Origin of the sequence: Lachnospira sp. (assembly GCF_016290755.1) — a bacterium.
GTDB classification, from domain to species: Bacteria; Bacillota; Clostridia; order Lachnospirales; family Lachnospiraceae; genus Lachnospira; species Lachnospira multipara.
Genome location: NZ_JAEEVD010000019.1, coordinates 1 through 14703, shown reverse-complemented (window position 1 = coordinate 14703; position 14703 = coordinate 1). Strand labels below are relative to the sequence as shown.

12 protein-coding genes are annotated in these 14703 nt (G+C 36.3%); 3 read left to right on the top strand and 9 right to left on the bottom strand.

Translation table 11 applies throughout. From position 1 onward, the window contains the following. Positions 1 to 230 precede the first annotated feature (230 nt). From QVA17_RS06360 to QVA17_RS06350, 3 genes are all read left to right on the top strand, one after another. On the top strand, positions 231 to 1382 hold the full coding sequence (locus tag QVA17_RS06360) for an NAD(P)-dependent malic enzyme (RefSeq protein WP_027432201.1): 1152 nt from the start codon (positions 231 to 233) through the stop codon (positions 1380 to 1382). Beyond that, positions 1382 to 2368, top strand: coding sequence for a TIGR01212 family radical SAM protein (locus QVA17_RS06355; RefSeq protein ID WP_287387138.1), 987 nt, complete (start codon positions 1382 to 1384; stop codon positions 2366 to 2368). The genes QVA17_RS06360 and QVA17_RS06355 overlap by 1 nt, the downstream gene beginning before the upstream one ends. Before the next feature lie 115 nt (positions 2369 to 2483). Continuing rightward, positions 2484 to 2999, top strand: a complete 516-nt coding sequence (locus QVA17_RS06350) for a DUF4364 family protein (RefSeq protein WP_027432199.1) — start codon at positions 2484 to 2486, stop codon at positions 2997 to 2999. 121 nt (positions 3000 to 3120) lie between these two features. Here the strand turns inward: QVA17_RS06350 and yihA are convergent, their stop codons facing one another. The 9 genes from yihA to QVA17_RS06305 all read right to left on the bottom strand — a co-directional run bounded on the left by yihA (position 3121) and on the right by QVA17_RS06305 (position 14423). Then, on the bottom strand, positions 3121 to 3807 hold the full coding sequence (gene yihA, locus QVA17_RS06345) for a ribosome biogenesis GTP-binding protein YihA/YsxC (protein ID WP_287387137.1): 687 nt from the start codon (positions 3805 to 3807) through the stop codon (positions 3121 to 3123). A 66-nt stretch (positions 3808 to 3873) separates the two neighbouring features. Continuing rightward, positions 3874 to 6222, bottom strand: a complete 2349-nt coding sequence (gene lon, locus QVA17_RS06340; protein WP_027432198.1) for an endopeptidase La — start codon at positions 6220 to 6222, stop codon at positions 3874 to 3876. Positions 6223 to 6320: 98 nt separating this feature from the next. Then, positions 6321 to 7592, bottom strand: coding sequence for an ATP-dependent Clp protease ATP-binding subunit ClpX (gene clpX, locus QVA17_RS06335; RefSeq protein WP_287387135.1), 1272 nt, complete (start codon positions 7590 to 7592; stop codon positions 6321 to 6323). A 24-nt stretch (positions 7593 to 7616) separates the two neighbouring features. Further along, a complete protein-coding gene (clpP, locus tag QVA17_RS06330; RefSeq protein WP_027432196.1) occupies positions 7617 to 8201 on the bottom strand; it encodes an ATP-dependent Clp endopeptidase proteolytic subunit ClpP in 585 nt (194 codons plus the stop codon). A 371-nt stretch (positions 8202 to 8572) separates the two neighbouring features. Next, complete coding sequence (tig, locus tag QVA17_RS06325) at positions 8573 to 9862, bottom strand: trigger factor (RefSeq protein ID WP_027432195.1); 1290 nt, start codon at positions 9860 to 9862, stop codon at positions 8573 to 8575. A 140-nt stretch (positions 9863 to 10002) separates the two neighbouring features. Next, the gene (locus tag QVA17_RS06320) at positions 10003 to 11130 is read right to left on the bottom strand and encodes a D-alanyl-D-alanine carboxypeptidase family protein (RefSeq protein ID WP_287387133.1); all 1128 of its coding nucleotides are present in this window, start codon (positions 11128 to 11130) and stop codon (positions 10003 to 10005) included. A 5-nt stretch (positions 11131 to 11135) separates the two neighbouring features. Beyond that, positions 11136 to 11687, bottom strand: coding sequence for a DJ-1 family glyoxalase III (locus QVA17_RS06315; RefSeq protein WP_074521753.1), 552 nt, complete (start codon positions 11685 to 11687; stop codon positions 11136 to 11138). A 183-nt stretch (positions 11688 to 11870) separates the two neighbouring features. Further along, positions 11871 to 13205 (bottom strand): dihydroorotase, encoded by a 1335-nt coding sequence (locus QVA17_RS06310; protein ID WP_287387130.1) that lies wholly within the window; start codon positions 13203 to 13205, stop codon positions 11871 to 11873. Positions 13206 to 13265: 60 nt separating this feature from the next. Continuing rightward, complete coding sequence (locus QVA17_RS06305; protein WP_287387127.1) at positions 13266 to 14423, bottom strand: putative bifunctional diguanylate cyclase/phosphodiesterase; 1158 nt, start codon at positions 14421 to 14423, stop codon at positions 13266 to 13268. Positions 14424 to 14703: the final 280 nt, after the last annotated feature.

The following is a 14703-nucleotide window of genomic DNA, read 5'->3' as shown; positions in this document are numbered from 1 at the left end:
TGGGAAAATAAATGAATTTTTTGCTTTGATTAATGTTCGAAATATAAGAAACCATTCGAACTCCTATGTAAAAACTATCAACTTGATTATAAAACATAGTTTCCAAAAATAAAAGCCCTTTTTCTTTTTCTTTTTTTAATTTTACAAATGTGCTATGATAAAACTTGTGTGAACTCACTATTTATCCGTTTTCACACTATGTAGTATTTAAGAAAGGTTTGGTATTAATTATGACAAATGCCCAGAAAGCCCTACAGCTTCACGAAGAATGGAATGGTAAGTTTGAAACTACTCCAAAAATGAAAATTGCAACTAGAGAAGACTTAAGTCTTGCCTACACTCCAGGTGTTGCAGAGCCTTGTAAAGTTATTGCTAAGGATAAGGAGGCAGCTTACAAATATACAATCAAGTCTAATACTATCGCTGTTGTTTCAGATGGTAGCGCAGTTCTTGGATTAGGAAATATCGGTGCTCATGCAGCTATGCCTGTTATGGAAGGTAAGGCTGTATTATTTAAGGAATTTGGCGGAGTTAATGCTGTGCCTATTTGCTTAGATACACAGGACACTGAAGAAATCATTAAGACAGTTGTTAATATTGCTCCAGCATTTGGTGGTATCAACTTAGAGGATATCGCTGCTCCTAGATGTTTCGAGGTTGAAACTCGTTTAAAGGAATTACTTGATATTCCAGTATTCCACGATGATCAGCACGGAACAGCTATCGTAGTTTTAGCTGGTATCATTAACGGTCTTAAAGTTACTAATAAGAAGAAGGAAGATGTTAAGGTTGTAGTTAATGGCGCTGGTTCCGCTGGTGTTGCTATTACTAAGCTTTTACTTACTTATGGTTTTAAAAATGTCACAATGTGCGATAAGTCTGGTATCCTTTCAAAGGCTTCAAAGGACCTTAACTGGATGCAGGAATCAATGATGGAGGTTACAAACCTTGAAGGTAAGACAGGTAGCCTTGCTGATGCCTTAGTTGGTGCTGATGTATTTGTTGGTGTATCTGCTCCTAATATCGTTACAGCTGACATGGTTAAGACTATGAATAAGGATTCTATCCTCTTTGCTATGGCTAATCCTACACCAGAGATTATGCCAGATGTTGCTAAGGCTGCTGGTGCTAGAGTTGTTGGAACAGGACGTTCTGATTTCCCTAACCAGGTAAATAACGTTATTGCCTTCCCTGGTATCTTTAAGGGTGCCCTTGAAGGAAGAGCAAGCCAGATTACTGAAGAAATGAAGCTTGCTGCTGCTACAGCTATTGCAGATCTTGTTTCAGACGAAGAATTATCTGATGTTAACATTTTACCAGAAGCTTTCGACCCACGAGTTGCTGATGTAGTAGCTAAGGCTGTAAAGGATCATATTAAATAATGTTACCTCATTACTATTCACTTAATGAATATATAAAGAATACTTTCGGTGAGAAAATGTATCGCCTATCCCTAGACGGTGGCATGACCTGTCCAAACAGAGACGGTAAGCTAGATACTAGAGGCTGTATATTTTGTAGCCGTGGTGGTTCTGGAGATTTTGCTGCTACAGTCTCTATCGCTAAAACGATAGAGGCTGGCACAGACTCCAGTGATGGCATGACTTTAAGACAGAGACGCATTTTAGAAAATATTGATAAAAGTATTGAGCTTGCAAAGGAAAAGGTTCAGAATAAATATAAAGGAAATTCTTATATTGCATACTTTCAATCCTTTACTAATACCTATGCAAGTGCTAGTTATCTTGATAAGCTTTTTAAAAATGTAATTAATAGGGAAGAAATCAAGATACTAGATATTGCTACAAGACCGGATTGTCTTGATAGCGACGTCTTAGAAGTCATTGATAGTTGTAATAAAATTAAACCAGTTTGGATTGAGCTTGGACTTCAAACTATTCATGAAAAAACTGCTAAATACATAAGACGAGGCTATGAACTTGATTGCTTTACAGACGCTGTAAAGAAGCTAAATGCCTTAAAGGTGCCAATTATAGTTCATGTAATTATTGGTCTTCCAGGGGAGACTAAGGAAGATATTTTAGAGACGGTAAGATTCTTGTCTAAACAGCCTATTCAAGGCATAAAGCTACAGCTCCTTCACGTATTAAAGGGCACTGATCTTTATGATGACTACAAATCTACGGGCTTTAAGATATTAACTATGGAGGAATATTTTGACATATTAGGGGAAGCCCTAAGAATTCTTCCAAAGGACATGGTTATTCACCGCCTAACAGGTGATGGCCCAAAGAGCCTTTTAGTAGAGCCACAGTGGACTGCTAACAAGAAACTTGTTCTTAATTCTATGAATAAATATTTCATAGATAAATGTATAATTCAGGGGGAAGATTTTGATAAATATTGACTAATTTAGCTAAAATTAGGCATATTTACCTTTTAGATATTGTCAATTAGCCAAAGTTAGTATATTATTTATCAGTATGGCATTTTATGCAATTTAAAGAGATGGGGAAAAATTTATGGAAGGCAATGCGACAACACTTTACAAGTTAATGATTCTTTACATGCTAAGCAAGGTTAATTTTCCATTGACTAATAGTCAAATGTCAACCTTTATGTTAGAGAAGCAATATACTGATTATTTCACTTTTCAGGAAACAATTAATTCATTAGTTGCAGATTCCTTTATTAAGAGATCAAATTATCAGAATAATACACAATACCAACTTACTAAAGACGGAGTTGATACTATTGCATTTTTTTATACTAAGATATCTAGTAGCATTAGAGAAGAAATCGATGAATATTTAATTACTAATAAATACAATTTAAAGAACGAATCAGGTACAACATCGGATTATTACAGAACAACAGACGGAACTTATATGACAGACTGCAAGGTTAAGGAAGGTAACATTAACATCATCGAACTTTCCCTTAACGTTCCACTTGAGGAACAGGCAGAAACAATTTGTGCGAAATGGCGTGAGAACAGCCAGGAAATCTATGAATTCATCATTAACAAACTTATGTAGTTAATGCAAAATAAAGGCTTACAAATATTAAATCTAAGTTTAATATTTGTAAGCCTTCTTTTTTATTTCAGTAATATCAGTAATATAAGCAAAATCAGTAATTTTACCTTTCTTTACTTTATTAATCTTCGCTGCCTGACCCAGTAGTTTCTTCTACTTCTGCATTCTTACTATTTTTTGTTTCATCAACCATCTCATCAATAGTCTCATCAACTGCTTCATCCTCTAAGACATAAGAATCCACATACTTCCATAGCTCTTCAAGTCCCTGCTTTGTCTCTGATGAAAATGGAATTAACACATCTTCTTTTCTAAGACCTAGTCCATTTCTTACAGCCTTAACCTGCTTTTGAACCTGACTTCTTTTGATCTTATCAAGCTTTGTAGCAACAATTATCGGTCTAAATCCATTTTCAACAATCCAATCATACATCATCTTGTCATTAGCTGATGGGTCATGTCTTATATCAATAAGAAGGAAAACCTGCTTAAGCTGCTTTGAAGTTCTAAGATATTTCTCAATCATCTTGCCCCACTTAGCCTTAACAGATTCGGAAACCTTAGCGTATCCATAACCTGGCAAATCCACTAAATACATGAGCTCATTGATATTATAGAAATTAATTGTCTGTGTCTTACCTGGCTGAGAAGATGTTCTAGCATAGGACTTTCTTCTCATTAAGGCATTAATAAGTGAAGATTTACCAACATTTGACTTACCTGCAAATGCTACCTCAGGTAGCGTAGTCTCTGGAATCTTACTTGTAACACCGATTACAATCTCTAAATTTACATTCTTAATAACCATATTAACCTCTTCTAACTAGTAAGATACTAACTTAAATACCCCTTAAAAATCATCTTTTAAATCATCTTAAATATCTAAGCTGTTATCTAACACTTCTAACATATTCTTAACATAGACAATTTCCATGCCTTCAAGGATTTCCTCATCGAACTCTTCAATGTCCTTCTCGTTATCAATTGGCACTAAAACCTTAGTTATCTTAGCTGCCTTAGCTGCAAGAAGCTTCTCCTTTAAGCCACCAATTGCAAGAACCTTACCTCTAAGAGTAATCTCTCCTGTCATGGCAAGATTTGCAAAAACCTTAATACCTGTAACCGCAGATAAAATACCTGTAGCAAGAGTTACACCTGCCGATGGGCCATCCTTTGGTGTGGCACCTTCTGGAATATGAATATGTATATTATGCTTTTCAAAGAAATCGATGTCAACCTTATATTTGCCCTTCTCTGTAATGCTTCGCACGTAAGATAGCGCAATCATAGCAGATTCCTTCATTACATCGCCCATACTACCTGTAAGCTTTAACTCGCCCTTACCTGGCATTGTATTAACCTCGATTTCGAGAGTATCGCCGCCAACTGCAGTCCATGCAAGTCCTCTTACAATTCCAATATCAGAGTTTTTGTTCTTAACTTCTCTTCTATATTTTTCCTTGCCAAGGAACTCCTCAAGGTTCTTATCTGTAACCCTGATAACTTCCTTTACATCCTTGTTTCTTGTTCCGTCTTCTAAAAATGCACCTAGCTCGTAAAGCTTCTTTACTGCCTTTCTGCATACCTTACTTATCTGACGTTCTAGATTTCTTACACCAGCTTCTCTTGTATAGCTAGTAATAATCTTATTTATAGCCTTATCTGTAAACTTAACATCCTTTTGCATAAGACCATTTTTCTTAATCTGTTTCTTAATCAAATGTTCCTTTGCAATATGAAGTTTTTCATTCTCAGTATAGCTGTTTACTTCGATTATCTCCATTCTGTCGAGTAAAGGTCTAGAAATACCTGATAAATCGTTTGCAGTTGCGATAAATAGTACATTTGAAAGGTCTACAGGCATCTCAATATAGTGATCTAAGAAATGAGTATTTTGCTCACTATCTAAAACCTCTAAAAGAGCTGACTGAGTATCACCCTTGTAATCTGAACTCATCTTATCAATTTCATCAAGAAGCATAAGTGGATTATTGCTGCCAGCACTTACCAAAGCATCAATAATACGACCTGGCATAGCACCAATATAAGTCTTTCTATGTCCTCTAATTTCAGCCTCATCTCTAACACCGCCAAGGCAAATTCTTACATAGTTCTTATTAAGAGCTCTAGCTACACTTCTTGCAATAGATGTCTTACCTGTTCCTGGAGGGCCTACAAGACAAATTATTGGAGCATCTGACCTAGTAGTAATATTTCTTACAGCTAAGCTCTCTAAAACTCTCTCCTTAATTTCCTTCATGCCGTAATGGTCTTCATCTAAAATATCCCTTGCATTGAAAATGTCCTTATTATCCACTGTTTGTACATTCCATGGAAGTTCCAAACAATTTTCAATATAAGTTCTTTGCACATTAGCTTCTGAAGAGCTACCCTGAACTTCCTTTAATCGTCTAAGCTCTTTAAAAAGCTTTTCCTTAACGTAATCAGCTGCATCAAGTGCCTCAATTTTTTGCTTAAAGTCGTCAATTTCAGAAACAAGCTTTCCATCTAGCTCCTCATTTAGGACTCCAATCTGCTCCCTTAAAATGTATTCACGCTGGTTCTTATCCACTCTATTCTTAACTTTAATTGCAAGCTCTTCTCTAATAGCAAAAGCCTCGCAATCCTCAAGCATAGTCTTAGCTAGAAGCTCATACATCTCATTGATATCTGTAACTTCAAGAAACACCTGTCTTTGAGTATAGTCCATTGGATAATCTTTTAAAATCGCTTCCATTAACTTGTTTGCATCCTTAATTGCAAGCCAATCGCTTAAAAGGTCGCGACTCATTTTCAAATCAGCGATTGCATAGCGCTTTATAAGTTCATGTAGCGCCATTACCATAGCCTTATTAGTTACTTCATCTGGCTTTGAAAAATGTGACACAAAAGGAGCTACATTTGCCAAACAATAATCCCCTCTATCCTCAATATCACATAGTTCAGCCTTTAGTTGTCCTTCTACCTGAATTCGTAAAATCTTGTTAGGTAGCTTTACAACCTGCTTTATCTTAGCAATACAGCCAACTTTATATAAATCATCTATGTCAGGATCAACAACTTCATGGTCAATCTGTGTTACCAAAAAGATTGTCTGATTCTGACCCATTGATTTGTTAGTAGCCATAATTGATTTTTTCCTACTTATATCTATCTGCATTGTCATACCTGGTAATACGGTTAAATTTCTTAATGGTATGAACGGTAAATTAACATTTTTCATACTTTCCTGCCCATTTAAAAATTAAATTATAATTTCATTTCTGTATTATTATAAAAGTAGTGATTGACAGATAGACTCTGCCAATCACTATTAATCACTTACTGTGCTTTTTTTGAAACCTGTTCTGTTCTGTATTCAATTAAAGGCTTCGATGTGCCCTCAACTGCTTCCTTAGTGATGATGCACTTTGAAATTGTATCATCTGAAGGAATCTCATACATAATCTCGTTCATAACTGATTCTAGGATAGAACGAAGTCCTCTAGCTCCAGTCTTTCTTTCAAAACTCTTATGAGCGATTTCTTTAACAGCATCTTCTCTAAATTCAAGTTCAACCTCATCAAGGTTAAATAAAGCCTGATACTGCTTAATAATAGCATTCTTTGGTTCCTGTAAGATTCTTACTAAAGCATCTTCATCAAGGGAATCAAGTGCTACTACAACTGGTACTCTACCTACAAATTCAGGAATAAGACCAAACTTAATTAAATCCTGAGGTAATACCTTATGGAACATCTCACCAACTGTCTCTTCTGACTTCTCATGAAGCTCAGAGTTAAATCCGATTGAGCTCTGGTCCATTCTTGATTCGACGATCTTTTCAAGACCGTCAAAAGCACCACCACAAATAAACAAAATATTAGTTGTGTTAATAGGAATTAATTCCTGCTGTGGATGCTTACGTCCTCCCTGAGGTGGTACTGAAGCGTCTGTACCCTCTAAAATCTTAAGAAGTGCCTGCTGTACACCTTCACCTGAGACATCTCTTGTAATAGATACATTCTCCGACTTCTTAGTAATCTTATCAATTTCATCGATGTAGATAATTCCGTACTGAGCCTTATCTACATCATAGTCTGCAGCCTGGATAAGCTTAAGTAAAATGTTCTCAACGTCCTCACCAACGTAACCAGCTTCTGTAAGTGTTGTAGCATCTGCAATTGCAAATGGAACATTAAGAAGTCTAGCTAAGTTTTGAGCAAGGAAAGTTTTACCAGAACCTGTAGGTCCAAGCATGAGAATGTTACTCTTCTGAAGCTCTACATCTAGGTCTCTTCCTGACATAATTCTCTTGTAATGATTGTAAACAGCAACTGCTAAAACCTTCTTAGCTTCTTCCTGGCCGATTACATATTCATCGAGAAATTCCTTGATTTCCTTTGGCTTAAGTAAGTTGATATTTAATCCATCAACGGCATCAAGCTCGCTAGCATCAAACTCCTCATCAAGAATGTCACTGCAGATTCCTACGCACTCATCACAAATGTAAGCGCCATTAGGTCCAGCAATAAGCTTCTTTACCTGATCCTGTGTCTTATTACAAAAGGAGCATCTAAGCTTACCACCATCATCTGTTGTTCTTCCTGCCATATTTGTACTCTCCTATTTAATTTATTAGTTTCTCTTATCAACTACACTATCAATAAGTCCATAAGCAAGGGCTTCCTGTGCTGACATGTAGTTGTCACGTTCTGTATCTCTAGCGATTTCTTCTACAGACTTACCTGTATTAGCAGCTAAAATTTCATTTAACTTGTTACGTGTCTTTAAAATGTTCTCAGCTACGATTCTGATTTCAGTTTCCTGACCTCTTGCACCGCCTGAAGGCTGGTGAATCATGATTTCTGAGTTTGGAAGAGCAAGTCTCTTACCCTTTGTACCGCCTGATAAAAGGAAGGCACCCATACTTGCTGCAAGACCAATACAGATTGTTGAAACGTCACACTTAATATACTGCATTGTATCATAGATAGCAAAACCTGCTGAAACTGAGCCACCTGGGCTGTTGATATAGAAATGAATATCCTTACTTGGATCTTCAGCCTCTAAGAAAAGCATCTGCGCTACTACTAAGTTAGCAGATACATCTGTTACCTCTTCTCCTAAAAATACAATTCTATCTTTTAATAATCTTGAATAGATATCGTATGATCTCTCTCCTCTACTATTCTGTTCAATGACATATGGTACGAAACTCATTATTTCCTCCTTTAAACGCCCTCATTAGCGTTATTTATTTATTTGATATAATCAACTACTTACTAAATTATACAACAATTAGAGCTAACTATCCATAAATTTTAAATAAAAATAAGCACTAATTTTTATCTTTTTATAAAAATTAGTGCTTATTACCTATTCATTTACAAACTAAATAAATTTACTAATTATCTTGATTATCTGTAAAGCGGACATTCGGAATCCGCTTCGCTACTTCCTCATGAACGCAGTGGCACTTTGTGCCACCTGTCAGAAGGGGCTTTAACCCCTTCTGACACTAGTAAGCAATCCCCCGCTTAAAGCTTACGCTTTTGAAGCAGGGGATTGCTTACACTGCGTTCAAGAAATAATTACTTTTCAACAGTTGAAGAAACGATTAATTCAACAGCCTTAGTAACTGCTAAATCTTCCTTAATCTGCTGTGTTTCGTAATCACCCATGATATCCTTAATCTGAGCTACATCCATACCATACTGGCTAGCCATCTTCTCTAACTCAGCCTGGAATTCTTCTTCTGTAGCTTCGATGTTCTCAGCCTTAACAACAGCTTCAAGAACTAATCTAGACTTAATTCTCTTTAATGCTTCTGGCTTCATTTCATCTACTAAGCTATCAGCTGTAGCACCTGTGTACTGGAAGTACTGATCAAGTGAAAGACCCTGAGCCTGTAATCTCTGAGCGAAATCCTGAGCCATTCTGTTAACCTGTGTTTCAACCATAGCTTCTGGAATATCCATCTTAGAATCTTCGATTAACTTAGCGATAGCTTCATCTTCCTTAACAGCCTTAGCCTGGTTTTCCTTACGCTCTGTGATCTTCTTCTTTAAATCATCCTTATATTCAGCAAGTGTATCGAAATCAGATACATCCTGTGCAAAATCATCATCTAATTCTGGAAGCTGCTTTTCCTTGATTTCATTGATCTTAACCTTGAATGTAGCAGCCTTACCCTTTAAGTTTTCAGCATGGTATTCTTCTGGGAATGTAACGTTAACGTCCTTCTCATCACCTACGTTCATACCAATAAGCTGTTCTTCGAAGTTATCGATAAATGAATGTGAACCGATTGTAAGTGAGTAGTTTTCACCCTTACCACCTTCAAAAGCTTCTCCATCTACAAAACCTTCAAAATCGATTACAGTCTGATCGCCGTCCTTAACTGCTCTATCTTCAACAGATACGATTCTTGCGTTCTGGTCCTGTACTCTCTTTAATTCTTCTTCAACATCAGCATCTGTAGCTTCTACTTCTGTCTTAGAAACTTCGATACCCTTATATGTACCTAATTCAACTTCAGGCTTTAAAGCAACTGTAGCTGTAAATACAAATGGCTTACCAGCTTCAAGCTGTGTAACGTCAATCTTAGGCTGAGAAACGATCTCTAAACCTGATTCATCAGCAGCCTTAGCGTATGCATCAGGAATAATTTCATTAGCAGCATCCTCAAAGAATACTTCCTTGCCATACATCTTCTCAACCATTGCTCTTGGAGCTTTACCCTTTCTGAAACCAGGAAGGCTAATCTTGTTCTTATTCTTATTATAAGCTGTGTTAAGAGCAGCTTCGAATTCCTCAGAAGTTGACTCAATAACAAGCTTTACCATGTTTTTCTCTTCTAAATTTTCAACTGTAAAACTCATTTTAATAAAATCCTCCTTAAATTAGGTCACTTCTAGACCTTAAAAGTGCATACCATGGGATTATAGCATACTTATTTTAATATTACCAGTAAAATTTATTTTAAATTATTCCAGATTTGATTTCCTCTGCTAAACCGCTATTAGCTTGTGCTTTCGCTAACATTTTCATCAACTGTAGTAGCCGAGGTTGGCAAGTATCTACCGTAGTAATTAAAGCAGTCAAAAATTGGCTTATATCTACCACTTCCGTAGGCTGTAACACAAATATAAATGTTGCCATCCTTTGAAGCATAACTTACTAAGCAATTTCTTGCTGTATCAGTATAACCTGTCTTTCCGCCCAAAATCTGAACACCAGTAACTTCAGTACCATACATTCTTGTCCACATAGTACTTCTTATATAATAACCTTCAGGAACCCTGTTAGTTCCTGCTGTGGTATAGGTTTCAGTTCCAAGAATTTCTCTAGCAGTCTCATTCTTAATTACATAAGACATTATCATAGCCATCTCCTGACAAGTGGTGTAATGCCCATCCTCTGAGACTCCCCAAGTATTCATAAAATGTGTATTCTTAAGACCTAATTCGCTAGCCTTTTCATTCATCATGGCCACAAAGTTTTCAGTGGAACCTGCCGTTGCAATAGCAAGGCCCTCTGCACAATCAGCACCGGATGTTAATATAAGGCCGTAAAGCAAGTCCTTAATTGTTGCTGTCTCGCCACCTTCATAGCCAACTCTTGATGCGCCATCTTTAACTAACGGTCTTAAAATCGCATCATCAAAGGTATAAGTTGTATTATCAATATCATCGATATTCTCTAATACAATAATAAGTGTCATAACCTTTGTCATAGAGGCTGGTTCAATAATAGAATCTGCAAGTCTACCAGCAATAATCTCATTATTAGTCACATCTAAAATAGCACCATAAGCACTATCTATATCTTCATCTGTTACTTCTACATAATTAGTTGAAATATTAGCGTATGGATAAGTCTCTTTTGTCTCTTCTTCCACTGCAATTTCATCTGCAGCAAGTTCTTCTTGCCCTTTATCGCTTTCTAATCCTCTTACTTCACTACCCCCGCCTTTAATGGCGACAAACGTAATGCCAGCTGTTATAATTCCGAGTATTAAAACTAGCAAAAATTTCTGTCTTCGGAGCTGTCTAGCTCTTTTTCTTTTTATAGCAGCAATGACTTTCTCACGCTTTTTAACGGATAATCTAGCAAGCTCAAGCTCATCATCTAAATTATACTCGTCCATCTAAATTACCTTTCATACTGAATCTTTTTAGCTAATTCATTAGCTGTATTAACATCTATTAAAAGCTTTACAAGCTCAAGTCCTAAATCAATAGATGTTCCCATGCCTCTTGAAGTTGTAATATTGCCGTCAGTGACAACATTTACACTATCATTAAGGCAAATTGCACCCTCTAAGCTATCTTCATAGCCAGGGAAACAAACTGCCTTCTTACCCTCTAGGAAACCCAACTTGCCAAATACGCTAGGAGCCGCACAAATAGCAGCTAAACGGCCACCATTCTCGTAGTGTTCCTTTAAAAGGTTAAGTAAAACCTTTCGGTCAAAATAGTTCTTAGTTCCAGGGCCGCCCGGTAAGAATAATAACTCAGTACCGTCAAACTCATAGCTACCAAATAAATAGTCAGCCACGATTGTAACGCCCTGAGCACTTACAACCTCCTTCTTAGCAGTAATAGAAATTGTATCAACCTCTATTCCAGCTCTTCTTAATATATCAACGACAGCTAGGCATTCTACTGTCTCAAAATTATCTGTTAAAAATGCACATACCTTCATAGTTATCTCCTCCTTGATGTAATTTACACCTATACTAGAATACCATTTTTAAGTATTTTTCTCAATAAAATACGCGAATATTCACGAAAAAGAGGTCATGAAATTTACATCTCACAACCTCTTTTCCACACACATATCTAATTTTTCCTTATCCCCTAAATAAGTTCAACCTTTTATATAAATTTAGTCTCTTAAAATGTCCTTATCAATAATGATTTCATTGCCATCCTTGTTAGAATAAATAATTCTACCATTAACAATTGTGTAAAGAACCTTACCGTTTACCTTCTTACCCTCAAATGGTGTATTCTTGCCCTTTGATGCGAACATATTAGAGTCAATGACATAGCTTGCCTTTGGATCAATGATTGTAATATCAGCCACCTTACCAGCCTTTAGATTTCCTCTATCAAGACCAATAATCTTAGCTGGTCTAACGCTCATTCTATCCACCATCTGAACTGGTGTAAGTAAGCCCTTTTGTACAAGTTCAGTCATAACTAAACTAATTGAAGTCTCAAGCATTGAAAGACCAAATGGTGCCTCCACAAATCCCTCTGCCTTCTCTGAATAGTGATGTGGCGAATGATCTGAAGCAATTGCATCGATGATTCCAAGTCTAAGACCCTTAATAAGCGCGTCTCTATCCTCTTTCTTTCTAAATGGAGGAGCACTCTTATAATTTGCATCAGAGCCATCCACGTCGTCCTCAGTTAATATTAAATGTTGTGGTGTAACTTCTGCTGTTACATTTAAACCTAAATCCTTAGCCTGCTTAACCATGTCCACGGCAGTCTTTGTTGATAAATGACAAATGTGTAGCTTAGCCTTAGTGTCTTTAGCAAGTAAAATGTCTCTAGCCACCATAGTTTCTTCAACTGCATCTAAAATGCCATAAAGTCCTAATTGCTTGGCTCTCTCCCCGGCATTCATAACACCTCTAGCCATAAGATTTCTATCTTCGCAATGAGCAAATACAGGAATGTCTACCTCTGCAGCCTGCTTTAGTGCCTGTCTTGCAATTCTTGCATCCATAATAGAATTTCCATCCTCACAAACTGCCACAGCTCCTGCTTCCTTCATACCTGCAAAATCAGTAATATACTGGCCTTCATCACTTGCTGTAATAGCACCAACAGGAAGAACATTAATGTCTGTAACTTCCTTAGCCTTTTCAATAGCCTCCCTAATTCTCTCCTCACTATCCATAGCAGGTTTGGTCTTTGGCATTGTACAAACTGTTGTAAAGCCGCCTCTTGCAGCTGCTCTTGAACCGCTTCTTATTGTCTCCTTATGTTCATATCCTGGCTCGCGAAAATGTACTCGCAAATCGATAAATCCTGGGCAAACATAAAGTCCACTAGCGTCGATAATTGTGTCATCTTCCCCTGAAGCTAAAGCCTCATCAATATTGTTAGTTACTTGGCTAACAATACCATTGTCGACTAAAATATCAATTTGGTCGTCAATCTTATTTGCTGGATCAATTAACCTACCATTCTTAATTAAAATCTTCATTTTTACCATCTCCCCCTCTTTATTCTAGTAATTTCTATTAGCATATTTTTTAATACACATTTAGCTTATCTTTTTAAGCTTAGATAAATTCTCCTTCTCGAAACTTATAGCATCTATTGGCTTTCCAAAATAAAAGCCCTGAATATAATCTACTCCAAAATCCCTTAACATTATATATTGTTCCTCGGTCTCCACGCCCTCGGCAACAACTTTAGTTTTAAGAGTCTTAGAAAGATCCACAATAAGCTTAACAAATGCTCTTGAATACTCATCTTCTATTAAGTCATCAATAAAGGTTTTATCAATCTTTATTATATCTAGTGGTAATCTCTTTATATAATTAAGAGATGAATAACCTGTGCCAAAATCATCGAGAGCTATCTTAATTCCAAGTCCCCTAAGGGCTTTTAAAATTGCTATAACCCTTTCCATATCATTTATTGCAAAGGATTCTGTAACCTCTACATAAATATTAGAAGGATCAACTTCTGTTCTCTCTATAATTTCCTTAATAGAATCCACTATATCAAATTGCATAAGCTGAACCACTGATAGGTTCACACTTACTCTAAAATCCTTAAAACCTCTATCATTCCAGTCTTTACACTGAATACAGGCAGTCTCCATTACATACTCACCAATAGTTGTAATAAGACCTAAATATTCAGCCATAGGAATAAAATCGCCAGGATATAAAAATCCAAGAGACTTAGAATCCCAGCGAATAAGTGCTTCACAGGAAATGCATTCCTTTGTATTAGCATCCACTAAAGGCTGATAAAACAACACAAATTCATCTCTTCTTGTCTCTACTGCTTCTTTTATAAATTCCTCGTGTTTATTATATTTTCTTTTATCTTGGCGTTTGCTATCAGTTACATCAAGGGCTGTAGCAACAACTACAGATTTAGCATCAACCCATGCCATTTCTTTTAATCTAACCTCGAACCAACGTCCGTATTTTGAATAATATTTGACATTATTGTATTTAAAGCCTTCTTTAAGCTTTCCGTTATTCACTATAGCTTCATCGTAGGTCTCTCTAATAACTGTCTCAATAGCAATATCAGAACTTGCCTTTTCATTGGCAAATACAACTCTACCAGACTCCACGTCCCTTACAATAATTCCTAACTCAATATTGCTAAGAACGTAGTCAAGAATCTTCTTTGCTGCCATATATTCGGCAGTCTCAGATTTCTTTCCCCTATCTCCCATATAAAACCTCTAAAGTATATATAATTTAAAATATTGCTTAAATTTATTATACTCCTTGATTTATATTTTGAAAAGTGGATTTTGTATTTATTAGAATTGTGTTTATGGCTTTTCTAAGCTTTTCTGTAAACGAAAAAAAGCTTAGAGAAAAATCTCTAAGCTTTAAGTTCTTGTTTATTCAAAACTGCACATTAAATATATTCATCCGTTTGATTATCCTTAAAGAATAACCCTCGTTTTGTTCAGTGATTTCTCACTCTCTATCCAAACCTTAACCTTA

Excerpts from the sequence above, each read along its gene's own strand:
- QVA17_RS06360 (WP_027432201.1), top strand. The coding sequence starts at position 231 with ATGACAAATGCCCAGAAAGCCCTACAGCTTCACGAAGAATGGAATGGT.
- QVA17_RS06355 (WP_287387138.1), top strand. The coding sequence starts at position 1,382 with ATGTTACCTCATTACTATTCACTTAATGAATATATAAAGAATACTTTC.
- QVA17_RS06350 (WP_027432199.1), top strand. The coding sequence starts at position 2,484 with ATGGAAGGCAATGCGACAACACTTTACAAGTTAATGATTCTTTACATG.
- yihA (WP_287387137.1), bottom strand. The coding sequence starts at position 3,807 with ATGGTTATTAAGAATGTAAATTTAGAGATTGTAATCGGTGTTACAAGT.
- lon (WP_027432198.1), bottom strand. The coding sequence starts at position 6,222 with ATGAAAAATGTTAATTTACCGTTCATACCATTAAGAAATTTAACCGTA.
- clpX (WP_287387135.1), bottom strand. The coding sequence starts at position 7,592 with ATGGCAGGAAGAACAACAGATGATGGTGGTAAGCTTAGATGCTCCTTT.
- clpP (WP_027432196.1), bottom strand. The coding sequence starts at position 8,201 with ATGAGTTTCGTACCATATGTCATTGAACAGAATAGTAGAGGAGAGAGA.
- tig (WP_027432195.1), bottom strand. The coding sequence starts at position 9,862 with ATGAGTTTTACAGTTGAAAATTTAGAAGAGAAAAACATGGTAAAGCTT.
- QVA17_RS06320 (WP_287387133.1), bottom strand. The coding sequence starts at position 11,130 with ATGGACGAGTATAATTTAGATGATGAGCTTGAGCTTGCTAGATTATCC.
- QVA17_RS06315 (WP_074521753.1), bottom strand. The coding sequence starts at position 11,687 with ATGAAGGTATGTGCATTTTTAACAGATAATTTTGAGACAGTAGAATGC.
- QVA17_RS06310 (WP_287387130.1), bottom strand. The coding sequence starts at position 13,205 with ATGAAGATTTTAATTAAGAATGGTAGGTTAATTGATCCAGCAAATAAG.
- QVA17_RS06305 (WP_287387127.1), bottom strand. The coding sequence starts at position 14,423 with ATGGGAGATAGGGGAAAGAAATCTGAGACTGCCGAATATATGGCAGCA.